Raw genomic sequence first — 23,185 nt, forward strand, 5'->3', positions numbered from 1 at the left:
TTATTCGGGTCATAGTTCAATGAAGAAATGGTCCTTTTGATCGTTAATGAATGGTACGGTATACACCAATAACTTTTCCTAGAATGGATACATTCTTTAAAATGATTGGTTCGAGCATTGAGTTTTCTGGCTGTAGACGAATATGGTCTTTTTCTTTGAAGAAACGTTTTACAGTTGCTTCGTCTTCCTCTGTCATTGCGACAACAATATCACCATTGTTTGCTGAATGCTGTTGTCTAACGATGACATAGTCTCCATCAAGAATTCCCGCTTCAATCATACTGTCTCCCATAATTTCAAGCATAAAGATTTGGTCATCATGGGCAGCAAACCGGTCAGGTAATGGAAAGTACTCCTCAATATTTTCAATTGCTGTGATTGGTTGTCCCGCAGTAACCTTACCTATGACAGGAACATTCACAACATTTGCAGTTGGAATTGTTTCATTTTCATCAGCCTGTAAAATTTCAATTGCACGAGGCTTTGTCGGGTCTCTTCTGATCAAGCCTTTACTTTCAAGTCTAGACAAATGGCCATGGACTGTTGAACTTGATGCTAGTCCAACTGCCTCCCCAATTTCTCTTACTGAAGGTGGGTAGCCCTTTGCTTTTACTTCCTGTTTAATGTAATTCAATATGTCCTGCTGCCTTTTTGAAAGCTTTGTCGTCATCTACGCTCATCCCCTTACTGTTCATTTTTTATATGTATCTAATTCTCATTCTTCATCATGTTCGGTTATTTGTCTTTTGTATTCGACAAATACCGAATTTATTAACTAGAGTATAGCATGTTTTGGTAGATTATACAAACATAAGTTCGAATTTTTGTTGACACAAAACATTTGTTCGGTTTATAATAAAAATATCAAATACGAACAAACATTCTATAGGAGTGAAATGAACATGTTTAAAAAATTACAAGGCGGATTTATCTATTATGTATTATTTGTTTTATTAAGTATGGGAATGGTTTTAATCACTGCTAGTTAAGTGAATCTAAGTGGAAAACTTGTAAAAAACCTTTTCATCTAGTACTATGATTTAGAAAAGATGATACAAGGAGAAATTTTATGATTTCAAAAGATAAACTTGATCGGATCAATGCTCTTGCCAAAAAAGCAAAGTCACTTGGTCTTACAGATAAAGAAAAAGAAGAACAACAAGAGCTTAGACAAGAATATTTACGCGTTTTTAGAAGTTCTATGTCTAATACCTTACACTCAGTAACGGTTATAGATCCAGAGGGGAATGATGTAACCCCTGAAAAATTAAAAGAGAGTAAACGCAAAAATTTGCATTAATAAAGAATACATAGATTTCTATGTATTCTTTTTTTTTGTGCATACTACATAAGAACCGACTATTATTTGAAAGGATGTTTGTTTTATGACACACTCAATAACGGACTTGTCAATAGCGTCGATTCGAACACTTTCGATTGATGCAGTTGAAAAAGCCAATTCAGGACACCCAGGAATGCCAATGGGAGCAGCTCCAATGACGTATACTCTGTGGACCAGACATATGAAACACAATCCTAAAAATCCGAAATGGTTTAACCGCGATCGTTTTGTTTTATCAGCGGGACATGGATCGGCATTATTGTACAGTATGCTTCATTTATCAGGCTATGACTTAACGATTGAAGACTTAAAGCAGTTTCGTCAATGGAGAAGTAAAACACCTGGACATCCGGAGTATGGACATACAGCCGGTGTCGATGCAACAACAGGTCCGCTTGGACAAGGTATTGCAATGGCTGTTGGGATGGCGATGGCTGAGCGTCATTTAGCGGGTGTTTATAATAAAGACTCATTAGAAATTGTAAACCACTATACATACGCCATCTGTGGAGACGGTGACTTTATGGAGGGGGTTTCTGGGGAGGCATCATCACTAGCAGGTCATTTAAAATTAGGGCGTTTAATTGTTCTATATGATTCAAATGATATTTCACTTGATGGTGACCTTGACCAGGCATTCTCGGAATCAGTTGAACAACGGTACAAGGCTTATGGCTGGCAGTATCTTCGTGTAGAAGATGGAAATGATGTTGATGAAATTGATAAAGCAATCGAAGAAGCTAAAGGAGATTTATCCCGTCCTACACTCATCGAAGTTCGGACGACAATTGGCTATGGTTCTCCGAATCGTGCAGGTAAATCAAAGGCACATGGTGAACCTTTAGGTGCTGATGAATTAAAACTAACAAAAGAATCGTATAACTGGACCTTTGAAAATGATTTTCATGTACCAAGCGAGGTCTATGCTCATTTTGAGGAAACCGTAAAAAAGGCTGGAGAACAAACTGAACAAGATTGGAATCAATTGTTTAACAACTATAAAGAAAGCAATCCAGATCTAGGAAAACAATTAGAAATGGCTATAGATTGTAGGCTTCCAGAAGGCTGGGAAAAGACGTTGCCTGTCTATGAAGTAGGTAAGAAGCTTGCTACACGAGCATCATCTGGTGAAGCATTAAATGCAATCGCAAAGATTGTGCCACAATTCTTTGGTGGTTCTGCTGATTTAGCGGGGTCAAATAAAACGATGATAAACGATGCTGCTGATTTCATGCCTAAAGATTATAGTGGACGTAATATTTGGTTTGGCGTGCGTGAATTTGCAATGGGTGCTGCATTAAATGGAATGGCTCTCCACGGTGGACTTAAAGTATTTGGTGGAACATTCTTTGTATTCTCGGATTATTTACGACCGGCAATAAGGCTAGCTGCATTAATGAAAGTGCCAGTCACATATGTGTTTACTCATGACAGTATCGCAGTTGGTGAAGATGGACCAACACATGAACCGATTGAACAATTACCAGCATTAAGAGCGATGCCGAATTTATCTGTGATTAGACCGGCTGATGGAAATGAAACCGCTGCTGCATGGAGAACAGCTGTTGAATCAAAAGATGTTCCTACCGCGCTTATTTTAACAAGACAGAACCTACCGACTTTAGATGGAACAGATGAAAAAGCATATGAAGGCGTTCAAAAAGGCGCTTATGTTGTATCGCCTGCAAAAAGTGGTGATCCAGCAGCTCTTATTTTAGCAACAGGTTCTGAAGTAAGTCTTGCTGTGGAGGCACAAAAACAACTCGCAAACGAAAATATTGAGGTATCCGTAGTAAGCATGCCATCATGGGATCGTTTCGAGGCACAAACAAACGAATATAAAGAATCCGTTATTCCTAAAAATGTGAAAAAACGTTTAGCAATCGAAATGGCAACACCACTTGGCTGGGAGAGATATACCGGAGATGAGGGGGATATCCTCGGTATCCACGAATTCGGCGCTTCTGCACCAGGTGAAATTGTGATGAAAGAATATGGATTCTCAGTTGAAAATGTCGTGAATCGAGTGAAAAAATTACTTCAGTGACTAAAAAGGGGTCGAATCTGGCCCCTTTTCTATGTAAACACCGATTTCGACAAAACTAGACGATTCTTACTCCAGTTTCAGACAAAAAACACAGACTCTTTCGAATATACTATTCCTAACTGATAGTATTGGGAGGAAAGAGTATGAGAGAATATTACATATATCTAATAGAAGAAGAATTCGCCACTCATTACTTTGGGCGTGAATCACTAATCTATCATCTGTTTTTAGAATATAACCAATCCAAACAAGAGCGGCAACAAATTTTATATAAACAAATAGAGTTTATAACGAGGTCAATTCCAACTCTACGCATCCAGCAAAAAATTGAATCAAGCCTTGCACATTATTCCTATTATCAACGTGAAAGCCATATGCACACTCTAGATTGGAATGAATTTAATAGCTATGCAAAACTAACGATACATAATGATTACATCCATTTACAATCGACTGGAAGTTATGAGGCGGAAACTGCCTTTTTTGAAATCCTCCGTAAATATGATCGATGTTTTCTAGCAATGGATTTTTCTGCCAATAAATTTGGATGGCTAAATCCAATTAAGGAAAGAAAGTTTGTATAAAGGCTAGGAAAACATAAAACAAATATTGTATAATTGCTATTGGTTTAGTACACTGTAATGAGACAACATGAAGGAGGAAGTTTTTGTATGATGCAAATATGGTTAGCTATCGTACTAATCGTGGTAGCTTTACTTGGTGGCGCTGCATTAGGATTTTTTATTGCGCGTAAATACATGATGAATTACTTAAAGAAAAATCCACCAATCAATGAGCAAATGCTAAAAGTTATGATGATGCAAATGGGTCAAAAGCCATCACAAAAGAAGATCAATCAAATGCTAAAAGCAATGAACGGTCAAATGGACAAGCAATAAAAGTTGAACAACATAGTTTCAACTTCCATAAAAAGCCACTTTTCTAGTGAAATCTCACTAAAAGAGTGGCTTTTTTGTATTCGCTCTTATAAATCCCTTTGGTCTACATTTAGTTCGATTAAATTTCCATCAGGATCAGCACAAAAGATTTGTGCAAAACCGCTAACACTATCCGGTTTTTCTAGAACGATTACATTATGCATTGACAGCCAATTTAATGTGTCATAATAGTTTTCGACTCTTAGTGCGAAATGGCCCTCGCGGCTGCTGATGCTTTTATCCATTCGAATCGTCTGGGATTCCGGTAAGACAATTAAATGCAACTGTTGATTCTCAACCGAATACCAAGCACCAGGAAAATCAAAATTTGGACGTTCAATTTCTTTTAAACAGAGAATATTGCTGTAAAAATCCTTCGCTTTTTCAAGATTTGTTACTGTTAAACTCACATGATGAAGCTCCTTGTATTTAATCATCATTATTCACCTCAATTTATAATCTAAGGACAATTATAGTAGAAACTTTGGAAAAATATAATGATTTCAACTTATATATCATGAAAAGCTTTGTTACCATCTTCCTACAATTATAAAAATTTGGTAAACTTATATGGCACTTATTTCGTCAGTCGGAGGATTATTGGATGAAAATCTTTAAGGATCTAATGTGGTTTTTTAAGCAGGAGAAAAAATCATATATAACGGGTATATTCTTATTGCTGATCGTTGCTTTGCTGGAGCTCGTTCCACCCAAAGTAATCGGTATGACAGTTGATTTTATTGCACAAGGGACTTTAACGAAAGAAATCTTATTTAAATGGTTAGCTATATTATTAGCAACTGCATGTACCGTTTATGTCGTTCGGTTCTTTTGGCGAATCATGATTTTTGGGTCATCAGTAAAATTAGCAAGATTACTAAGGAATCGACTATATGAACATTTTACGAAGATGTCACAAGGCTTTTTCCAAAAAAGAAGGATTGGCGACTTGATGGCCCATTCAACGAATGATTTGCAGGCAATTCAGCAAACGGCTGGTGCAGGTGTACTGACATTAGTCGACTCACTTGCGACAGGCGGATTCGTATTATTGACAATGGCGTATACAATAAATTGGAGGCTCACATTAATCTGTCTGATTCCATTGCCGTTTATGGCACTTTCTACGAATTATTATGGAACGCTATTACATAGACATTTTCACAAGGCACAGGAAGCATTCTCAAGCCTTAATGATAAAGTACAGGAAAGTGTAAGTGGAATCAAGGTCATTAAAACCTTTGGACATGAGAAAGAGGATATTGAATCATTCCGAGAGCAGTCAGAAGATGTTGTTCAAAAAAATCTTAAGGTTGCAAAGGTTGATGCCCTATATGATCCAACAATTTCATTAATAGTGGGAATTTCTTTCTTTCTAGCTATTGTGTTTGGTTCTAGATATGTACTTGCAGGGGAAATGACGCTGGGAGAATTAGTTACTTTTACTACTTATTTAGGTTTGCTAATATGGCCCTTACTCGCCTTTGGCTGGTTATTTAATATTGTGGAGCGGGGAAGAGCATCCTACGATCGAGTATCAAACCTTCTAAATGAACCAATGGAAATAACAGATTGTGAGAATGCTAGTGAAATGACACCAACAGGTGATATTGAGTATTCCATTTCTCATTTTTCATTTCCAGGAGAGTCAAAACAAACTCTTCTAGGGATCCGTTTTAACTTAAAACGTGGTCATACACTTGGAATAGTTGGAAAGACAGGTGCAGGTAAAACGACATTATTAAAACTATTAATTCGCGAAAATGAAGGCTATGAAGGCAATATTATCATTGGAGAAAAAGAGATTAAAGCTTATACATTGGATGCGTTACGTAAGGGAATTGGCTATGTACCTCAGGATCATTTTCTTTTTTCTGCAACGGTTGCGGATAATATTGCTTTTGCTAATCCCGATGCATCAATGAGTGAAATTATGGAGGCAGCAAAGCTTGCCAATATTCATGATGATATTTTACAGTTTACAGATGGATATGAGACGGTCGTTGGTGAACGAGGAGTTTCATTGTCAGGGGGACAAAAGCAGAGAATTTCAATTGCAAGGGCACTGTTGATGAACCCGGAAATATTAATTCTCGATGATTCATTATCAGCAGTAGATGCAAAGACGGAAGAGGCAATTTTACGTGCCTTACGTGAAAATCGAGAAGGAAAGACAACATTTATTACATCACATCGTTTAAGCGCCATTCAGCACGCAAATCAAATCCTCGTACTAGAAGATGGCAGGATTGCTCAGCATGGTACACATGATGAGCTAATGGAAGAAGAAGGATGGTATCGTGATATGTATCATCGCCAACAGCTTGAATCACTTGTTGAGCATGGAGGGTAAATCATGAACATAATGTCAAAAAAAGAACAAAGGCGCACATTATTACGCCTCTTATCTTATACAAAATCACATACGAAGGAATTTATATTTGCATTTACTTTGCTTCTAATAGCAACCCTTGCGGACATCGCTGGTCCGATTTTAATTAAAATTTTCATTGACGATTATTTAACACCACGTCATCTACCGGTTGAACCATTAGTATACTTAGGGGCAATCTACCTCTTTATTCATCTTACAAAGGTAATTTTACAGTATTTTCAGCTTGTCAAATTTCAAGAAATTGCTTTGAAAATTATTCGTGAAATGCGGATTGAAGTATTTTCAAAGGTTCACAAACTAGGTCTGAAATATTTTGATAAAACGCCGGGTGGAAGTATTGTATCAAGGGTAACGAATGATACGGAGGCAATCAAGGATATGTTTGTCGAGGTTGTCGCCACGTTTGTACAAAATGGTGTGTTTTTAATTGGAGTTTTCATTGCAATGTTTTATCTAAATGTTCAACTTGCACTATTTTGCTTAGTGTTAATCCCGATTTTGTTTATTTTGATGCAAACATATCGTAAATTCAGCTCAAGATATTACCATGATATGCGGGAACGACTTAGTCAGTTGAATGCAAAGCTTAATGAATCACTTCAAGGTATGGCGATCATCCAGGTATTCCGTCAGGAAAAAAGATTGCGTCGTGAATTTGCCGAGATCAATGATGCCCATTATCAAGCGGGAATTAAAAATATAAAGCTTGATGGTCTGTTACTAAGACCAGCAGTTGATTTTATCTATATCGTGACAATTATTTTGGTATTAAGCTTTTTTGGAATATCTGCACTTGAAAGCCCGATTGAAATAGGTGTTCTTTTTGCGTTTGTGAATTACCTTGAACGATTTTTCGAGCCGGTTAACCATATGATGATGCGTTTATCGCTCCTGCAACAAGCAGTAGTCGCTTCACAGCGGGTATTCGAGCTTCTTGATCATGATGAACTAGCTCCTCAAACAGTTGGAAATGAAAACCCATCAATCAAAAAAGGGGAAATTGAATTTAAAAATGTCAGCTTTTCCTATGATGGAAAGCGAGATGTTTTAAAAAATATCTCCTTTACCGCAAAAAAAGGAGAAACTGTCGCTCTTGTTGGACATACGGGTAGTGGAAAAAGCTCAATTATCAATTTATTAATGAGATTTTATGAGATTGAACGTGGAGATATTTTAATAGATGGTCAATCCATTCAATCCTACGAAAATAACGAACTTCGGCAAAAGATAGGTCTCGTGCTTCAAGATCCATTTTTATTTGTCGGAACAATAATGGAAAATCTTCGTTTAAACAATCCAGATATCACGGATCATGATATTGAGGAGGCAGCTAAATTCGTTCAAGCCGATCAGTTTATTCAAAAATTGGAAGATGGCTACGATTATCAAGTTGTTGAACGTGGTTCAACCTTTTCGAGTGGTCAAAGGCAGCTATTGGCATTTGCACGGACAATTGTAACCAATCCGAAAATTTTAGTTCTTGATGAAGCAACCGCAAATATTGATACAGAAACAGAGGAAGAAATTCAAAAAGCTCTTGAAAAAATGAGGCAGGGAAGAACGACGATCGCAATTGCGCACCGGTTGTCCACGATTCAAGATGCCAATTTGATTTTGGTGTTGCATCAAGGGGAGATTGTAGAAAGAGGAACACATCAGGAGTTATTAGCACAAAAAGGATTATACTACAAAATGTTTTTACTACAGAATGGTAGTGTAGATAACGTCGAAAAAGCCGTCATGTAAAAAAAGCCTCTCATGAATTTGAGAGGCTTTTCTGTGTTCTTCCAGCATTATATTGATTTAAAAGATTATCTAAATCTTGGCTTACTTTAATGGTGACCGTAGCGGTAAAACCGTGTTTCAAGACAATTTCAACCAGTTCAGTTCTTTTTTGTTCAATTTTAAGCAGAAGTTGTTCTTTGGACACAAAGTAAAACCCCTTCGTTTGTTTTTAAAGTTTGTTATGGACAAGTTAGTTTATAGTATAACATATAATGGTAAATAGTTGGTAAGGATCTTACTTGGAAATATATTGCTTATAGTGGAATGACACAAAACGTTCATATTAAAAATTATGAATACGAATGTATTTTTGCTAGAATGGTAATGACGATCAATTTAGGAGTTGTTAAAATGGCAGATGTAAATGCGTTTCTTGCTTTTGGTGCAGGATTTTTATCTTTTATTTCACCTTGTGTTTTACCGATATATCCAGCATTTTTATCGTATATAACAGGTGCATCTGTAAGTGAATTAAAAACAGAAAATGGAATGCTGCAAAGACGTAGTATTTTACATACGATTTTCTTTTTAGTCGGCTTTTCAATTATTTTCGTTATGCTTGGCTTCGGAACATCTTTTGTTGGCCGAATTTTTAGTGAGTATCAAGATTTAATCCGTCAAATTGGTGCGATTTTCATTATTTTCTTCGGACTTGTTGTGCTAGGAATAATAAGACCTGGTTTCTTAATGAAAGATCGCAAAATAGAATTCAAACATCGTCCAGGAGGATATATCGGATCTATCTTTATCGGAATGGCTTTTGCTGCAGGATGGACACCATGTATGGGGCCAATTTTAGTGTCCGTTATCGCGCTTGCTGGTACAAACCCTGAATCTGGAATGCTGTATATGGTATTGTATTCATTAGGATTCTCCCTTCCATTCCTTGTGCTTTCATTTTTCATTGGACGGTTACAATGGATTCGTAAAAATAGCTTAAAGATTGTAAAAATTGGTGGCTATGCAATGATTATTATGGGAGTTGTACTGTATTTTGACTGGATGGCAAAAATAATTGCATATGCAACTGCACTCTTTGGAGGATTTACCGGTTTTTAGTCGAATTAGTTACTAGATAAGTGTTTTCAAGGAGGGAAAGTAACTGTGGCTAGAATCTTAGTAGTTGATGATGCGAAATTTATGAGACTTACTCTCACAGACATATTAGTTAAAGCGAATCATGAAGTGGTTTCAGAGGCAGAAAACGGACTTGAAGCTGTTGAAAAATACAAAGAGACAAAACCAGATCTTGTGACAATGGACATTACAATGCCAGAAATGAATGGAATTGAAGCTGTTAAATTGATTAAAGAATTTGACCCAAAGGCCCGAATTATCATGTGTTCTGCTATGGGTCAGCAAAAAATGGTCGTTGATGCTATCTCAGCTGGTGCGAAGGACTATATTGTAAAGCCGTTCGATGAAAGCAGGGTTGTTGAAGCGGTTAATAGAGTGTTAAATTAAGTGTAAACCCATTTAAGAAGCAACATCTTAAATGGGTTTCATTATCTATACATTAGACGATTAGTAAAAGGACTGATATATTTGGTAATTGCATCTTCAATTGTCGCAATTATGATGGCGATCTTCGTAACCTTTTTAAGAACAAAATCTTCCCAAAAACCCGCATCCGTAAAAAAAATAATTTTGCCTCCTGTTTTTATGAGCACAGGGGCACTCATGTTTGTACATCCGATGTTTCGTGTGACTCCAATTGAGATTTTAGAGGCTGTTGTCATTGGAATGCTTTTTTCCATCCTACTAATAAAAACTTCTTCATTTGAAATTAAAGAGAATGAGATTTATTTAAAACGGTCGAAAGCATTTATTTATATTTTAGTAGGTTTATTGGTAGTTCGAATTGTTTTAAAATCGGTATTAAGTACGGCGATTGATTTTGGAGCATTAAGTGGAATGTTCTGGATTCTTGCTTTCGCGATGATTGTCCCATGGCGGATTGCGATGTATGTAAAGTATAAAAAACTTGCTGCAGCAATATAAAACACTCGGCAGAGATGCCGAGTGTTTTTAAAATAGTTCATTATATGGTGTTACATCTATTTCCTTTTCATTTAAAGTTTTTATTAAGAATTTATGGTCACGCTTCGGTGTGGCTATGATATATCCTCGAACAACTAAATCCTGTGTAATTTTTTTCGCTTTTTCGGCTAGTGCAAGTTCTCCAATTTTACCAGCGATTTTTTGTCTGGCTACATCTCGGAAGAGCTCTGGTACAGGCTTTACTAAATCCTCTAATAACGCTTTCAGTTCGCTTGGCCACATATGACGCGTTTGTTCTATGTAATAATCCTGCCAATCTAAATCTGACATTCCATCTTCCTTTGGAAGTTTTTTTAAAAACTTTCGAAACATAAAAAAGCCGCCAATTGCTAGAATTGTGATAAAAAAGAATACCCAAATTAAAATAAACCATAAAAACCATCCAGTTAACTGCATGAAATTGTTCACCTCAATGGTTCATTATACCTTATTTAACGATAGATTTGTAATATGAAACAATCAAAAATTGATAGTCATATATTTCTTCATGAATGGGAAATATAGGGATATGAAAAAAATACTATTTTTTACGTGTTTATTTATTATTACATTTAATTTATCGCATGGGGATGCAGAAGAATTTGTACGGGTTCGCCTTGAAAATTTTGTAGGAGATGCGCAAGAGATACAGATGCAATTCACAGGTGATTATTTCACATTGGACCCGGCCTTATCATTGCAAGAAGGAGTGAACTATCGGCTATATGTCAAAAAGGGGAATCTCTATCTTAAAGGAGGAGAAGTAAATCAGCAGGTGGATAATAGTTTTTTATTAATCCCTCGAAGCTATAGTGAGAATCATCGCGTTTATATCAATGAACGACCATACTTAGGTGCGATGGAGTTTCAAGTAGAAAATAACCATTTTGTACGTCCGGTTAATCAGCTCCCTTTAGAAGATTATTTAAAAGGAGTTGTCCCACTTGAGGTGTTCCCTTCATGGAATATCGAGGCGTTAAAGGCTCAGGCGCTTGCTGCGAGAACGTATGCGGTATCCCATCTTGACGAAGATATGGATGATACAACCTTCTATCAGGTGTATGGTGGTTATGCATGGAATGCACGGACAACAAAGGCTGTTGAGGCTACAAAGGGTCAGGTGATTACATATAAAAATAAGCTAATTGATGCTTTTTATTCTGCTAGCAACGGCGGAATGACAGAGAATAATAAAAATGTGTGGGGAGGAGACAGTAGGTCATTCTATCCAATTAAAGAAGATCCATTTGATCCAATTCATCCTTGGGAATTTACACTATCAAAATCACAAATAAACCTTGAAGAGATCGATTGGGAATCGGTTAATGCATGGGAGAGTCTCCAGGAAAAGGACAAAGAAATTACGGCTGCCATGAAAAGATCAATTAATCGACAAGGGTATCCGGGGGATATTGCGATCCTTTCAATTCCTAAATTCGTAGTAGATGTAAAGAAATATAAATCAAACCGATCCATGATAGGTTCTATTGAAGTTGAATTTTTACAGAGATTACTTGATGGAACAGTTTTATTAGGGAAAGTTACGCTTGAAAATGTTAATTTAAATCGAATCCGACCGATGATTGGTGGTACTATTTTTAAAAGCTATTACATTGACTCACTTGATTCTGATGATACAAAATATGTGATGAAGGGAAGAGGCTATGGACATGGAGTTGGGATGAGTCAATGGGGAGCAAGTATTATGGGGGATAAAGGGAAAAAATATGAAGAAATCATTCAATTTTATTTTCCTGGTACAACAATTACAAATTTTGAAGGTATTTTAAATTAGAAAGGGTCCTGTAGCTTTTACAGGACTTTTACTTTTATCCTGCTTTTTTTCTTTTTACGGGTGCTATTTTTTTTGATGTATATTTCCAGAATTTCATTTTGAAATAGTGCTTGTATCCTCTTTTTTTCTAATTCGAATGGAAGGGTAACGACTCTTTCGGTCAATATTGTATCAATTGTAGGTTTTTCGCGATCTGTCAGTTTGATATGGAAGTTGTCGTTTTTCACATTTAGCTGGATCTGCTCGGGTTGATATCCTGATAATTCAGCCTCTATAATGTACTCATTTTGTGTTTCAAACAAATCAATTCGAAATTGATAATCGTCTAAAAGATACGGGTCTTCAAGAAATTGTTTCATCCAGTCCTCCACCCCATTTAAGGAGAGAGGATTTGAATCATCGAATTTATTCATGTTTTCAACCTCCGTGTAATTCTATATTTAGAGTATTCAAATGGAAGGCTGTTCGTGATAATGAAAACGTTGAAATTGTACAATCTGTTGTAAAGTCGGGTGCAATCATGTAAAAATAGACTTACATATGAAAGCTAATGTGGAGGAAATGGCATGAATAATAATTTAAAACTACTCCCAGCCATACATGATCTACAAGCGCATCCATCCTTTGGGCAGATTCAAACACTTCATCGTGTGGAAAAGGATTATATGACGACCGTATTACGGGATGTAGTAACAGAGATTCGAAATGAGATCATTCTTGGAGATTGGGATAAAGAGGTTTCATCTAAGGAAGATATGACGGCTTTTATCTTTCAAAAAGGGGAAAAAGAGCTAGTAAACAGAACTAAATACTACTTAACAAAAATAATCAACGCAACTGGGACGGTTTTACATACAAATTTAGGACGAGCAAGGCTAAGTGACGAAGCCATCCAACATGTTGTTAATATCTCAAAAGGTTATTCCAATCTAGAATACGATATAAGCAATGGCAAGCGTGGTTCAAGGTATTCAATTGTGGAATCTCTACTAACGGAGTTAACTGGTGCCGAGAGTGCGATGGTTGTTAACAATAATGCTGCAGCTGTCTTTATCGTTTTACGTGCATTGGCTAAAAACCAAGAGGTGATTGTTTCGAGGGGTCAATTAGTGGAGATAGGTGGCTCATTTCGTATATCCGCAATCATGGAGGAAAGTGATGCAAGGCTAGTTGAGGTAGGTACAACAAATAAAACACATCTAGAAGACTATGAGAACGCCATTACAGAAGAAACAGCAATGATTCTTAAGGTACACACAAGTAACTTCAGGACAATTGGATTTACGAAAACAATTGAAGTTTCAGAATTGGTTACACTCAAGGAGAAAAAAGACAATCTTGTTATTTATGAAGATCTCGGAAGTGGGGTTCTCTACGATTTTTCGCAGCATGGAATTGGGGATGAGCCTGTCATAAAAGATATTTTGGAACAAGGAGTTGACCTTGTATCATTTAGTGGGGATAAGCTTCTCGGTGGACCACAAGCAGGTATAATCGTTGGAAAGAAAGAGTTAATTGATCAATTAAAAAAACATCAGCTTGCTCGAGTTTTGCGTGTTGATAAAATGTCGTATGCAGCACTTGAAGCAACTTTATTTTCCTGTTTGAAAGGAAAGTACTCCGAAATACCGACCATAAGGGACATCATCGTTCCAAAAGAGGAGATCATGGAACGATGTCAGCTTTTTAGTAAATGTTTATTAGAAAAAACAAATCAATTTACAATCGAAATAAAAGAGGAAGGTTCGCCAATCGGAGGTGGAACAATGCCTGGAATTGAAGTTCCAACTAACGTAGTTTGTATATCACATTCTAAAAAGTCTGCAGAGGATGTGGCAACTCACCTTCGTCAGCACTCCACACCTATCGTTGTACGGATAAAAAATAACAAAGTCGTTCTTGATTTTCGGACAATTGAAAATGACGATATGAAAGAAATGGTAAAAGCTTTTACTCTTATAGGATAAAAAGCCGCAATTTGTGCGGCTTTTTATATTTAGAATCGTCCTTTACATATCATGTCCTTGGTTATGTTTTTGTCTTGTATGGTTGCGGTTTTTCACTTTTTTTGAACCACTTAAAGGCTGAGGTTGACTTCCTGTGTTTTGACCACCGTTTGCTCTAATATCCTTGAATGTATTTTTTTCACCCATGTTTTTATCCCCCCTTATATGTATTAGGATAGTGTTTTTCCACTTTTTTATGCGACCTAAGTTCTGAATGATTTTTTGGAAAAAAGGTAAGCTATAATTGCACGAATTACGTTAAGGGAGTTGAAAAAATGCCGTATCATAAGGATAAACAGCAGGCCTTCCAAGCTGCACAACAAGGGACAGAGCAAGCGAAAGATATTTATGCAAATATCGTCAGCGATGATCCGGATTATGGTGCTCATCTAAAACAATTGAAAAATGAGGTTAATGAAGCCTATCAACAAATCGAAAACGCGTTGGAAGTGGCTTCAGAGCACCAAAAATCTCAGCTTCAGCAATTTCAACAGGATTTACAATCGATCATTAATGAAGTAAATGAATAAAAACAAGCCCGCTTATGCGGGCAATTCATTTGTCTAGCTCCAGGAGCCATCGGCTCTATGGTGGTCTAGCCAATCGCTTTTGAAGGTAAAAGGCACCTTCTGTCAGCGCTCAGCTTATGCTTGTCGAGATGAGGGGCTCCTGGCTTTTCTATTTTATTGATTTTTCTTACGCTTTTTATTGTTTTGACGTTGTTCTGCCGTTAATGGCTCATTTGCAAATTCCTCGTTATATCCCGCTCCAACACCTTGTGCACTTGCATCGTTCATTCCAGGTCGAACATGATTGGCTTTACGTTTCGACATTCTTTTCACCTCCGACCTTATTTTATTCTTTTTTCAACAAATTATCCTTCCGTGTGATAAGTAAAACTTATAGAGGATAATAACAATCTTGTTATTTACTTATGTATATAGTTATATTAATATATGTATTGGAAGGGATTTAATGGGAGGAGTTTTAAAATCTCATAAATTTCGACAATTGCGTAAAATTTCGTTATCATTATAACAAAGGGGGAATACATATGGCAAAGCACGATGTATTTAATGCTCGTTCTTCTTTCGAAGCAAACGGAAAGAAGTATAACTTTTATAGCTTACAAGCACTAGAAGATGCTAAAATTGGTAACGTTTCAAAGCTGCCATATTCCATTAAGGTTCTATTAGAATCTGTATTACGTCAAGTTGATGGAAGAGTAATTACAAAAGAGCATGTTGAAAACTTAGCAAAATGGGGAACTAATGAATTAAAAGAGGTTGATGTTCCATTCAAACCTTCACGTGTAATTCTTCAAGACTTTACTGGGGTACCTGCTGTAGTTGATTTAGCTTCACTCCGTAAGGCAATGGCTGACATGGGTGGAGACCCACAAAAAATCAACCCAGAAATCCCTGTAGACTTAGTAATCGACCACTCTGTACAGGTTGACAGAGCAGGTACATTAGATGCACTTAAATATAATATGGAACTAGAATTTGAACGTAATGCTGAACGTTATAAGTTCCTAAGCTGGGCTCAAAAATCATTCGATAATTACCGTGCAGTACCACCAGCAACAGGTATCGTACACCAAGTAAACCTTGAATACTTAGCTAATGTTGTTCATGCGGTAGAAGGTGAAAACGGTGAGTTCGAAGCATTCCCAGATACACTTGTTGGTACTGACTCACACACTACAATGATCAACGGTATCGGTGTTCTTGGTTGGGGTGTTGGAGGAATTGAAGCTGAGGCTGGAATGCTTGGGCAGCCATCCTATTTCCCTGTACCAGAAGTAATCGGGGTTAAATTAGTTGGTACATTACCAAATGGTACAACTGCTACTGACTTGGCACTTAAAGTAACTCAAGTATTACGTCAAAAAGGCGTTGTTGGTAAATTTGTTGAGTTCTTCGGTCCTGGAGTTTCCCAACTTCCACTAGCAGACCGTGCAACAATTTCCAACATGGCTCCTGAATACGGTGCTACATGTGGATTCTTCCCTGTTGACGAAGAAGCTTTAGAATATCTTCGTTTAACTGGCCGTGATGAAGAGCAAGTGAAAGTTGTAGAAAAATACTCCAAAGAAAACGGCTTATTCTATACAGCTGATGCAGAAGATCCAATTTTCACAGATGTTGTTGAGATTAATCTTTCTGAAATTGAAGCAAATCTTTCAGGTCCAAAGCGTCCACAAGATTTAATTCCACTTTCAGAAATGAAAGATGCTTACCAGACTGCATTAACTGCAACTGGTAACCAAGGCTACGGTTTAACTCCTGAAGAAATTAACAAGGAAATTACCGTAAAATTCAACGATGGTGAAGAAGTACAAATGAAGACAGGTGATATCTCAATTGCTGCGATCACAAGCTGTACAAATACTTCAAACCCATACGTTATGTTAGGTGCGGGTCTAGTTGCGAAGAAAGCGGTTGAAAAAGGCTTAGAAGTTCCTAAATTTGTTAAAACATCTTTAGCACCAGGTTCTAAGGTTGTTACAGGTTATTTAGAAGATTCAGGTCTATTACCATACCTTGAAAAGCTTGGCTTTAGTACAGTTGGTTATGGTTGTACAACATGTATCGGTAACTCAGGTCCATTAGCTCCTGAAATTGAAAAAGCAGTGGCTGAAAATGACTTAGTCATTACATCTGTTCTTTCTGGTAACCGTAACTTTGAAGGACGTATTCACCCACTAGTTAAAGGTAACTACCTTGCATCACCACCACTTGTAGTGGCTTATGCACTTGCTGGTACTGTCGATATCGACCTTCAAAAAGAACCTATCGGTACAGATAAAGACGGAAATGATGTATTCTTTAAGGACATCTGGCCATCTGCTGAAGAAGTTAAGGCAGAAGTTAAAAAGACTGTTACACCTGAGCTATTCAGAAAAGAATATCAGCGTGTATTTGATGATAACGAGCGTTGGAACGCAATTGAAAGTACGGATGAAGCCCTTTACGTGTGGGATGAAGATTCAACCTATATTCAAAACCCACCATTCTTTGAAGGCTTATCGAAAGAGCCAGGTGAAGTTAAGCCACTTAGCGGTTTACGTGTAGTTGGTAAATTCGGAGATTCCGTAACTACTGACCACATTTCACCAGCAGGTTCAATTGGTAAAGATACACCAGCAGGTAAATACCTTCAAGAAAACGGTGTAACGCCACGTGATTTCAACTCATATGGTTCACGTCGTGGTAACGACCGTGTTATGACAAGAGGAACTTTTGCGAATATCCGTATTCGCAACCAAATCGCTCCTGGTACAGAAGGTGGATGGACTACTTACTGGCCAACTGGAGAAGTTATGTCTATCTATGATGCATGTATGAAATACAAGCAAGATGGAACTGGCTTAGCTGTTATCGCTGGTAACGACTATGGTATGGGATCATCACGTGACTGGGCTGCTAAAGGTACAAACCTACTTGGCATTAAGACAGTCATTGCTGAAAGCTTCGAGCGTATTCACCGTAGTAACCTTGTATTAATGGGTGTACTACCATTACAATTCAAGCAAGGTGAAAATGCTGAAACTCTTGGCCTAACTGGTAAAGAAGCAATCGAAGTTCAAATTGACGAAAATGTAAAACCACGTGACTATGTAAAAGTTACGGCTACTGACGAAGAAGGAAATAAGAAAGAATTTGAAGTACTCGTTCGTTTCGATAGTGAAGTTGAAATTGATTACTACCGTCACGGCGGTATTCTTCAAATGGTACTTCGTGAAAAAATGAAGGGTTAATTTCCTTTAATTCTAAGGCAGTTTTGTGGAGTTCACAAAACTGCCTTTTAAATTTGTCAACTTGTATGGTTAAATAGATATAATGATAATAGGGAAGACCTTTGATTTTGTTGAATGAATTACGGAGGATTCAAATGGTTAAAAAAATTGTTATTACACTCATTCTTATTGGCCTGATAGGTTATGCTGTTTTTGAGTTTGTTCAAGATCAGAAAAGAGGAGTAACCGGTATTGAAATTGGAAATATGGCACCTGATTTTGAACTTCAATTATTGAATGATGAAAACGAGACTATTCGTTTATCCGATTTAAAAGGGAAAAAGGTTGTTGTGAACTTCTGGGCATCATGGTGTAAGCCATGTCGAGAAGAAATGCCTGAAATTCAAACGTTTTATGAAAATAAAAGCGATGATATTGAAGTGCTAGCTGTCAACATGACTGCTTCCGAAGTTAAGGCAGAAAATGCACATAAATTTGTCGAAGGTAAGGGTTACACATTTCCACTTTTAGTCGATCCTAAAAACCAAGCTAGTAGTGATTATAAGGTATTAGGATTACCTGAAACATTTTTCATTAATTCTGATGGAACGATTAATGATTATATCAAAGGTCAAATGGACTTAGAAATGCTCGAAAGCAAAGTAAATAAATTAAAGTAACAAGAAGAACCAATATTCAATTTGGTTCTTTTTTTCTGCTCCTTTTTCAACAAAAACAGTACTTTTTAACATTTTTAAATAAATTTTCGAAAATTTGTAATAATTTTATCTGTTTTTGGGGATTATTACTATTACAATAGTAGTTAGAGGAAGGTGAGAAAATTGAGAAAAGTTAGAAAGATATCGTTTGCAGATTTGGTTAAAGAAAACAAGCAACAATTGTTAAAGGACCAAGAAGCAATGGATCGTATTGAGGCTAGGTTAGAGCAAAAAAGATTAGAAAAAGCTGAGTAAATTTCCATCAAAATCCTTTACTGAATATAATCTCCACTCTTCTTTTTACATGAGAATCCCCTTTCCGGGTGATAATGAAAAGGAGGAGGGGAATAAATAATGCCACAAAAAGACCATGAAAAATACAAACCTAACCAGATTGGTACTCAACCACGTGGATTTGGTGGAAATAAAGGGAAAAAGATGCAGGATAAATCAGGCCAGCATGTTCAGGTTATGCAAACAAAAGGTGAATAATTTTGTACACACTCAATAAAAGGGCGTTTTTACAACGTCCTTTTATTTTTGTAGCAAAAATTATCCTTTATTTACATGAGAATCCTCTTTCTTTTCAGAAATAAATTTTATATATATGAAGCAAAATAGTGGTGTACTACATTACATAGGAGGAAGAAGCATGACACAAAACAAACCAAAACCAGACGATCGTAGTGATAATGTAGAAAAGCTACAAGACATGGTTCAAAACACAATAGAGAACATTGAAGAATCTCAAGAATCAATGGAGTTCTCAAATGCACAAGATCGCGAAAGAATTCAGGCAAAGAATGAACGTCGTGAAGAATCAATAGCTGCAATGAGAGAAGAAATTCAAGACGAAGCATCAGCACGTGAAAATGGGTATCAATAACAAAATGGAGTATGCCTAGTTTATGGCATACTCCATTTTTTTTAGCTTGCATCCATTTCTTTTTAAGAGCTTTTCCATTTATGTTACTATATTTGTATGAGAATTACATTTCAATATAGTGTAGGGAGAGATCCGAATTGCTCATTTCAAAGAAGGAAGTCGAAGTACGATATGCAGAAACAGACCAAATGGGTGTCGTTTATCATGCAAATTATTTAGTGTGGATGGAGTTAGGAAGAACCCAGCTTATTAAGGATTTGGGTTTTAGCTACGCATCGATGGAGAGCGATGGTATTATTTCTCCTGTTATTGATCTGCAAGTTTCTTACAAAAAACCGTTAAGTTATGGAGAAACGGCATTAGTTAAGACTTGGATTGAACATTATGATGGTCTTCGTGTCATATATGGGTATCAAATTGAAAGGCCAGATGGTGAGGTTTCCGTTAATGCGACCTCATCACATGTTTGTGTAAAAAAAGACTCATTCCGTCCAATCTCAATTAGAAAGCATTATCCTGACTGGCATGATGCATACGACAATGCAAAAAAGCAAAAGGAATAGAAAAAACAAGGCATATCCATATGATATGCTCCCCTTAAGGTAGACAGATTTAAAAATAAAAATCTGTTTCCTTAGGGGGAGCTTTTTATGTCCAATAAATTTTATTCTAGTCAGTTTAAGTATGAAGTGTTGAAAGCTTACCAGACAGAAGCATATACTCTTGAGGAATTAACTACAAAATATCAGATCGCCTTAGTTACCTTATATAATTGGATAGAGAAATTTGAGAAAGATGGAATAAGTGGATTTGAGGACTCAAAAACATGGAAACCTTATTCTAAAGAATTAAAGAAAGCAGCTGTGAGAGATTATTTATCGGGGGAATACTCTCAAAATGAGATTATTCGTAAGTATGAAATTTCAAGTAGATCCGTCCTCCAAAGGTGGATTAACAAGTATAATAGTCATAGAGATTTAAAGGATACGTCGAAGGGAAGGACGAGCTCTATGACTAAAGGTAGAAAAACTACTTTGGATGAACGGTTTCAAATTGTACTTGATTGCTTGGGGAACGGAAAAGATTTTCAAAGAACAGCTGAGACATATAAGGTCTCATATCAACAAGTGTACCAGTGGGTTAAGAAGTATGAAGTTGGTGGAGATGAAGCACTTAAAGATGGGCGTGGAAGGAAGAAAGAAGCGGCTGAATTAACTCCGGAAGATGAAATCAAGCTTCAGATGAAAAAGCTAGAAAGAGAAAATGAACGTTTACGCGCGGAGAATTTATACTTAAAAAAGTTAGAGGAGATCGAAAGGAGGCGAAAATAAGCCAAATCCGATTCGAGGACAAGTATATCGCTATTCAGGAACTTCATAAGAAAGAAAATCTAAGTATTCTCTTGCTTTGTGAAACTGCTGGTGTTACACGAGCAGCTTACTATAAGTGGCTAAAGCGTACACCTTCCGCTCGAGAACTTCAGAATGAAGAAATTATTCAAGAGATGAAAGTTCTCCATGAAAAAGTGGATGGTATCTATGGTTATCGTAGAATGATGATGACCATAAATAGAAAACTGGGTCAAAATTTCAACCACAAACGCTATTATAGGCTGATTAAACTGGCCGGAATACAGTCTGTCATTCGAAAAAAGAAGAAACGTCATAAGCACTCTACCCCTGAACATGTAGTGGAAAACGTATTAAACCGCGAATTTACTGCAGAAAAGCCAAATGAGAAATGGGTAACGGACGTAACAGAATTTAAATATGGTTCGTCAAAGAAAGCTTATTTAAGCGCCATTAGAGATCTATATGATGGGTCGATTGTTAGTTATGTTTTTGGACATTCAAATAATAATAAACTTGTTTTCAAGACCTTTGACCAAGCTACAAAGTTGTTGGATGGAGACCATCCACTTATTCATAGTGATCGTGGTTTCCAATACACTTCTCATGGCTTCAAACGCAGAATAGACAAGGCAGAGATGACACAAAGCATGTCCAGAGTTGGAAGATGTATAGATAATGGACCGATGGAATCCTTTTGGGGAACACTCAAATGTGAGAAGTATTATTTGCGTAAGTATGAGACATTTGAAGAATTGTCTAAAGCAATAAATGAGTATATACATTTCTATAATCATTATAGATATCAAAAACGACTAAACGGCCTCAGCCCTATGGAATATAGAGCTAAAGCCGTTTAGGTACCTTTTTATTATTTCCACTGTCTACTTGACAGGGGGCAGTTCAATAGGATGTGCCTTGTTGGGTTATTGCGCTGACTCTAGCCACTGATTCATATGATTAGTCATTTCTTCATATTTACTAGTTGCATTGCCTAACCCAAAGTTATTCGCGTCTTTGAGTGGTACGACTTTAAAGCTTTTATTGTGAGTGTTTGATACAAATGTTGGTGTGAATTGCGGATTTTGAACTCGGATGATGGTTTCATCCTTTGATTTTACCTCTTTTACAATTTCAACCTGTAAAACCCCGCCAATATCCTTATAGTCCCACATCTGTCCAGATAAGAAATTGCCAAGTGAGTAAACAACAAATGTTTGATTTCCATTTTTACCTGTTAACCAATCCATCGGCTGTAATACGTGGGGATGGTGACCTATAATGAGGTCAACACCTTCATCTGCAAGTTGTTGGGCCAGTTGTTGTTGGTGATCATTCGGGTATAATTGATACTCATTTCCCCAGTGCATACTTACCGAAACGACATCAGCTACTTCCTTTGCTGCTTTGATGTCATTTTTGATCAATTCCATATCAATTAAATTAACGAGATAGTCTTTTCCTATTGGTACAGGTATACCATTGGTCCCATATGTGTAGGAAAGGAATGCAATGCTGATTCCATTTCGATTTAGCACACGAATTTTACTTTTATCTTCAGGACTTTGATAGCCTCCTGTATATTCCATGCCTATTTTATTTAAATAATTTGTTGCGCTTATAATTGCCTTTTCGCCTCGGTCTAGTGTATGGTTATTCGCAATTGAAACGATATCAACACCTGCATCCTTAAATGCATCAGCAACCTCATAAGGGCTATTAAAGCTCGGATAGGTAGATAATCCGATTTCAGTTCCACCAACGATTGTTTCCTGATTGGCAATCGTGAGGTCTGCATTTTCAAGTAAATCCTTTACATTTGCGATCATTGGTTTGAAATCATATCCATTGCCTGTATTTGCATCATTATAAACAATTGAGTGAATTAAAATATCCCCAATTGCTGCAAGTGTCATTGATGTTGTAAAAGGCTTAAATTCTTGCTCAGTCTTCTTATAATCATGATTTTGAGCAACGTAATTTTTAGTTACCGAATTAGCTTTTACACTATTTAGCGTGAAATAAACACCTAACGGAATAAGCAATAAAACAAGTAAACTGATGAGATATTTAATGATGTTGATTGATTTTCGTTTCCTTCTACTTCTTCTCATATGACACTGCACCCCATAAATATATAA

General features: G+C 36.8%; 27 protein-coding genes. 19 read left to right on the forward strand and 8 right to left on the reverse strand.

Translation table 11 applies throughout. The annotated features are described in order from the left end of the window. Positions 1-43: 43 nt before the first annotated feature. Positions 44-670 (reverse strand): transcriptional repressor LexA, encoded by a 627-nt coding sequence (lexA, locus tag V7097_RS14220; RefSeq protein ID WP_335704288.1) that lies wholly within the window; start codon positions 668-670, stop codon positions 44-46. Positions 671-1,069: 399 nt separating this feature from the next. Between lexA and V7097_RS14225 the strand changes: the two genes are divergently transcribed. The 4 genes from V7097_RS14225 (at position 1,070) to V7097_RS14240 (ending at position 4,288) form a co-directional block, all read left to right on the forward strand. After that, positions 1,070-1,300: a DUF896 domain-containing protein gene (locus V7097_RS14225; RefSeq protein WP_335704289.1), complete on the forward strand. Its 231-nt coding sequence runs from the start codon at positions 1,070-1,072 to the stop codon at positions 1,298-1,300. A gap of 85 nt (positions 1,301-1,385) precedes the next feature. Next, a complete protein-coding gene (gene tkt / locus V7097_RS14230) occupies positions 1,386-3,389 on the forward strand; it encodes a transketolase (protein ID WP_335704290.1) in 2,004 nt (667 codons plus the stop codon). 143 nt (positions 3,390-3,532) lie between these two features. Continuing rightward, positions 3,533-3,973: a sporulation inhibitor of replication protein SirA gene (sirA, locus tag V7097_RS14235; protein WP_335704291.1), complete on the forward strand. Its 441-nt coding sequence runs from the start codon at positions 3,533-3,535 to the stop codon at positions 3,971-3,973. A 90-nt stretch (positions 3,974-4,063) separates the two neighbouring features. Then, positions 4,064-4,288, forward strand: coding sequence for a YneF family protein (locus tag V7097_RS14240; RefSeq protein WP_335423220.1), 225 nt, complete (start codon positions 4,064-4,066; stop codon positions 4,286-4,288). An 86-nt stretch (positions 4,289-4,374) separates the two neighbouring features. Here V7097_RS14240 and V7097_RS14245 read toward each other — a convergent pair whose 3' ends face one another. Then, complete coding sequence (locus tag V7097_RS14245) at positions 4,375-4,764, reverse strand: VOC family protein (protein WP_335704292.1); 390 nt, start codon at positions 4,762-4,764, stop codon at positions 4,375-4,377. A gap of 167 nt (positions 4,765-4,931) precedes the next feature. Between V7097_RS14245 and V7097_RS14250 the strand changes: the two genes are divergently transcribed. Both V7097_RS14250 and V7097_RS14255 read left to right on the forward strand, forming a co-directional pair. Beyond that, positions 4,932-6,680, forward strand: a complete 1,749-nt coding sequence (locus V7097_RS14250; RefSeq protein WP_335704293.1) for an ABC transporter ATP-binding protein — start codon at positions 4,932-4,934, stop codon at positions 6,678-6,680. Positions 6,681-6,683: 3 nt separating this feature from the next. Continuing rightward, positions 6,684-8,468 (forward strand): ABC transporter ATP-binding protein, encoded by a 1,785-nt coding sequence (locus V7097_RS14255; protein WP_335704294.1) that lies wholly within the window; start codon positions 6,684-6,686, stop codon positions 8,466-8,468. 10 nt (positions 8,469-8,478) lie between these two features. Here V7097_RS14255 and V7097_RS14260 read toward each other — a convergent pair whose 3' ends face one another. Next, a complete protein-coding gene (locus V7097_RS14260; RefSeq protein WP_335704295.1) occupies positions 8,479-8,652 on the reverse strand; it encodes an aspartyl-phosphate phosphatase Spo0E family protein in 174 nt (57 codons plus the stop codon). Between the two features lie 206 nt (positions 8,653-8,858). Here V7097_RS14260 and V7097_RS14265 point away from each other — a divergent pair, with 206 nt between their 5' ends. The 3 genes from V7097_RS14265 (at position 8,859) to V7097_RS14275 (ending at position 10,508) form a co-directional block, all read left to right on the forward strand. Continuing rightward, positions 8,859-9,566, forward strand: a complete 708-nt coding sequence (locus V7097_RS14265) for a cytochrome c biogenesis CcdA family protein (RefSeq protein ID WP_335704296.1) — start codon at positions 8,859-8,861, stop codon at positions 9,564-9,566. A 45-nt stretch (positions 9,567-9,611) separates the two neighbouring features. Further along, positions 9,612-9,971 carry a response regulator gene (locus V7097_RS14270; protein WP_335704297.1) on the forward strand — a complete coding sequence of 120 codons (360 nt, stop codon included), beginning with the start codon at positions 9,612-9,614 and terminating at the stop codon, positions 9,969-9,971. Positions 9,972-10,082: 111 nt separating this feature from the next. Then, positions 10,083-10,508 carry a CcdC family protein gene (locus V7097_RS14275; protein WP_335704547.1) on the forward strand — a complete coding sequence of 142 codons (426 nt, stop codon included), beginning with the start codon at positions 10,083-10,085 and terminating at the stop codon, positions 10,506-10,508. 27 nt (positions 10,509-10,535) lie between these two features. Here the strand turns inward: V7097_RS14275 and V7097_RS14280 are convergent, their stop codons facing one another. Further along, complete coding sequence (locus tag V7097_RS14280; protein ID WP_335704298.1) at positions 10,536-10,964, reverse strand: DUF2621 domain-containing protein; 429 nt, start codon at positions 10,962-10,964, stop codon at positions 10,536-10,538. Between the two features lie 112 nt (positions 10,965-11,076). Between V7097_RS14280 and V7097_RS14285 the strand changes: the two genes are divergently transcribed. Then, a complete protein-coding gene (locus tag V7097_RS14285) occupies positions 11,077-12,342 on the forward strand; it encodes a SpoIID/LytB domain-containing protein (RefSeq protein ID WP_335704299.1) in 1,266 nt (421 codons plus the stop codon). A 17-nt stretch (positions 12,343-12,359) separates the two neighbouring features. Here V7097_RS14285 and V7097_RS14290 read toward each other — a convergent pair whose 3' ends face one another. Next, complete coding sequence (locus V7097_RS14290; protein WP_335704300.1) at positions 12,360-12,755, reverse strand: Hsp20/alpha crystallin family protein; 396 nt, start codon at positions 12,753-12,755, stop codon at positions 12,360-12,362. A 153-nt stretch (positions 12,756-12,908) separates the two neighbouring features. Here V7097_RS14290 and selA point away from each other — a divergent pair, with 153 nt between their 5' ends. Next, positions 12,909-14,309 (forward strand): L-seryl-tRNA(Sec) selenium transferase, encoded by a 1,401-nt coding sequence (selA, locus tag V7097_RS14295; RefSeq protein WP_335704301.1) that lies wholly within the window; start codon positions 12,909-12,911, stop codon positions 14,307-14,309. 42 nt (positions 14,310-14,351) lie between these two features. Here selA and V7097_RS14300 read toward each other — a convergent pair whose 3' ends face one another. Next, positions 14,352-14,495, reverse strand: a complete 144-nt coding sequence (locus tag V7097_RS14300; protein WP_335704302.1) for a small acid-soluble spore protein P — start codon at positions 14,493-14,495, stop codon at positions 14,352-14,354. 128 nt (positions 14,496-14,623) lie between these two features. Between V7097_RS14300 and V7097_RS14305 the strand changes: the two genes are divergently transcribed. After that, the gene (locus V7097_RS14305; RefSeq protein WP_335704303.1) at positions 14,624-14,878 is read left to right on the forward strand and encodes a hypothetical protein; all 255 of its coding nucleotides are present in this window, start codon (positions 14,624-14,626) and stop codon (positions 14,876-14,878) included. A gap of 153 nt (positions 14,879-15,031) precedes the next feature. On the opposite strand, the gene sspO is transcribed toward V7097_RS14305, so the two are convergent. Then, the gene (sspO, locus tag V7097_RS14310; RefSeq protein WP_057999856.1) at positions 15,032-15,181 is read right to left on the reverse strand and encodes a small acid-soluble spore protein O; all 150 of its coding nucleotides are present in this window, start codon (positions 15,179-15,181) and stop codon (positions 15,032-15,034) included. Positions 15,182-15,402: 221 nt separating this feature from the next. Between sspO and acnA the strand changes: the two genes are divergently transcribed. The 7 genes from acnA to V7097_RS14345 all read left to right on the forward strand — a co-directional run bounded on the left by acnA (position 15,403) and on the right by V7097_RS14345 (position 21,904). After that, on the forward strand, positions 15,403-18,111 hold the full coding sequence (gene acnA / locus V7097_RS14315) for an aconitate hydratase AcnA (protein WP_335704304.1): 2,709 nt from the start codon (positions 15,403-15,405) through the stop codon (positions 18,109-18,111). Between the two features lie 134 nt (positions 18,112-18,245). Then, positions 18,246-18,770, forward strand: coding sequence for a TlpA family protein disulfide reductase (locus V7097_RS14320; protein WP_335704305.1), 525 nt, complete (start codon positions 18,246-18,248; stop codon positions 18,768-18,770). Between the two features lie 162 nt (positions 18,771-18,932). Next, complete coding sequence (locus tag V7097_RS14325; RefSeq protein ID WP_335704306.1) at positions 18,933-19,064, forward strand: FbpB family small basic protein; 132 nt, start codon at positions 18,933-18,935, stop codon at positions 19,062-19,064. A gap of 99 nt (positions 19,065-19,163) precedes the next feature. Then, complete coding sequence (locus V7097_RS14330) at positions 19,164-19,301, forward strand: acid-soluble spore protein N (protein ID WP_335704307.1); 138 nt, start codon at positions 19,164-19,166, stop codon at positions 19,299-19,301. 160 nt (positions 19,302-19,461) lie between these two features. Next, positions 19,462-19,695, forward strand: coding sequence for a small acid-soluble spore protein Tlp (tlp, locus tag V7097_RS14335; RefSeq protein ID WP_335704308.1), 234 nt, complete (start codon positions 19,462-19,464; stop codon positions 19,693-19,695). A 137-nt stretch (positions 19,696-19,832) separates the two neighbouring features. Beyond that, on the forward strand, positions 19,833-20,258 hold the full coding sequence (locus V7097_RS14340; protein ID WP_335704309.1) for an acyl-CoA thioesterase: 426 nt from the start codon (positions 19,833-19,835) through the stop codon (positions 20,256-20,258). Positions 20,259-20,345: 87 nt separating this feature from the next. Beyond that, positions 20,346-21,904, forward strand: a protein-coding gene (locus V7097_RS14345) for an IS3 family transposase (RefSeq protein ID WP_335704310.1) whose coding sequence is annotated in 2 segments (ribosomal slippage) — positions 20,346-20,985 and positions 20,985-21,904 — 1,560 coding nt in all. Because the reading frame shifts where the segments join, the coding sequence is not laid out codon by codon here. A 66-nt stretch (positions 21,905-21,970) separates the two neighbouring features. Here V7097_RS14345 and V7097_RS14350 read toward each other — a convergent pair. Further along, entirely contained in the window at positions 21,971-23,158 is a 1,188-nt protein-coding gene (locus tag V7097_RS14350) for a CapA family protein (RefSeq protein ID WP_335704311.1), read from the reverse strand. Positions 23,159-23,185 lie beyond the last annotated feature (27 nt).

The sequence above is a fragment of the Bacillus sp. JJ1562 genome, assembly GCF_036962705.1.
Classification (GTDB): Bacteria; Bacillota; Bacilli; order Bacillales; family Bacillaceae_L; genus Ferdinandcohnia.

What these genes read in the sequence shown, in the direction of transcription:
- V7097_RS14330 (WP_335704307.1), top strand. Translation starts at nt 19,164, where the DNA reads ATGCCACAAAAAGACCATGAAAAATACAAACCTAACCAGATTGGTACT.
- tlp (WP_335704308.1), top strand. Translation starts at nt 19,462, where the DNA reads ATGACACAAAACAAACCAAAACCAGACGATCGTAGTGATAATGTAGAA.
- lexA (WP_335704288.1), bottom strand. Translation starts at nt 670, where the DNA reads ATGACGACAAAGCTTTCAAAAAGGCAGCAGGACATATTGAATTACATT.
- V7097_RS14250 (WP_335704293.1), top strand. Translation starts at nt 4,932, where the DNA reads ATGAAAATCTTTAAGGATCTAATGTGGTTTTTTAAGCAGGAGAAAAAA.
- V7097_RS14265 (WP_335704296.1), top strand. Translation starts at nt 8,859, where the DNA reads ATGGCAGATGTAAATGCGTTTCTTGCTTTTGGTGCAGGATTTTTATCT.
- V7097_RS14320 (WP_335704305.1), top strand. Translation starts at nt 18,246, where the DNA reads ATGGTTAAAAAAATTGTTATTACACTCATTCTTATTGGCCTGATAGGT.
- V7097_RS14280 (WP_335704298.1), bottom strand. Translation starts at nt 10,964, where the DNA reads ATGCAGTTAACTGGATGGTTTTTATGGTTTATTTTAATTTGGGTATTC.
- selA (WP_335704301.1), top strand. Translation starts at nt 12,909, where the DNA reads ATGAATAATAATTTAAAACTACTCCCAGCCATACATGATCTACAAGCG.
- V7097_RS14305 (WP_335704303.1), top strand. Translation starts at nt 14,624, where the DNA reads ATGCCGTATCATAAGGATAAACAGCAGGCCTTCCAAGCTGCACAACAA.
- tkt (WP_335704290.1), top strand. Translation starts at nt 1,386, where the DNA reads ATGACACACTCAATAACGGACTTGTCAATAGCGTCGATTCGAACACTT.
- V7097_RS14300 (WP_335704302.1), bottom strand. Translation starts at nt 14,495, where the DNA reads ATGGGTGAAAAAAATACATTCAAGGATATTAGAGCAAACGGTGGTCAA.
- sspO (WP_057999856.1), bottom strand. Translation starts at nt 15,181, where the DNA reads ATGTCGAAACGTAAAGCCAATCATGTTCGACCTGGAATGAACGATGCA.
- acnA (WP_335704304.1), top strand. Translation starts at nt 15,403, where the DNA reads ATGGCAAAGCACGATGTATTTAATGCTCGTTCTTCTTTCGAAGCAAAC.
- V7097_RS14285 (WP_335704299.1), top strand. Translation starts at nt 11,077, where the DNA reads ATGAAAAAAATACTATTTTTTACGTGTTTATTTATTATTACATTTAAT.
- V7097_RS14350 (WP_335704311.1), bottom strand. Translation starts at nt 23,158, where the DNA reads ATGAGAAGAAGTAGAAGGAAACGAAAATCAATCAACATCATTAAATAT.
- V7097_RS14245 (WP_335704292.1), bottom strand. Translation starts at nt 4,764, where the DNA reads ATGATTAAATACAAGGAGCTTCATCATGTGAGTTTAACAGTAACAAAT.
- V7097_RS14290 (WP_335704300.1), bottom strand. Translation starts at nt 12,755, where the DNA reads ATGAATAAATTCGATGATTCAAATCCTCTCTCCTTAAATGGGGTGGAG.
- sirA (WP_335704291.1), top strand. Translation starts at nt 3,533, where the DNA reads ATGAGAGAATATTACATATATCTAATAGAAGAAGAATTCGCCACTCAT.
- V7097_RS14255 (WP_335704294.1), top strand. Translation starts at nt 6,684, where the DNA reads ATGAACATAATGTCAAAAAAAGAACAAAGGCGCACATTATTACGCCTC.
- V7097_RS14275 (WP_335704547.1), top strand. Translation starts at nt 10,083, where the DNA reads ATGATGGCGATCTTCGTAACCTTTTTAAGAACAAAATCTTCCCAAAAA.
- V7097_RS14240 (WP_335423220.1), top strand. Translation starts at nt 4,064, where the DNA reads ATGCAAATATGGTTAGCTATCGTACTAATCGTGGTAGCTTTACTTGGT.
- V7097_RS14225 (WP_335704289.1), top strand. Translation starts at nt 1,070, where the DNA reads ATGATTTCAAAAGATAAACTTGATCGGATCAATGCTCTTGCCAAAAAA.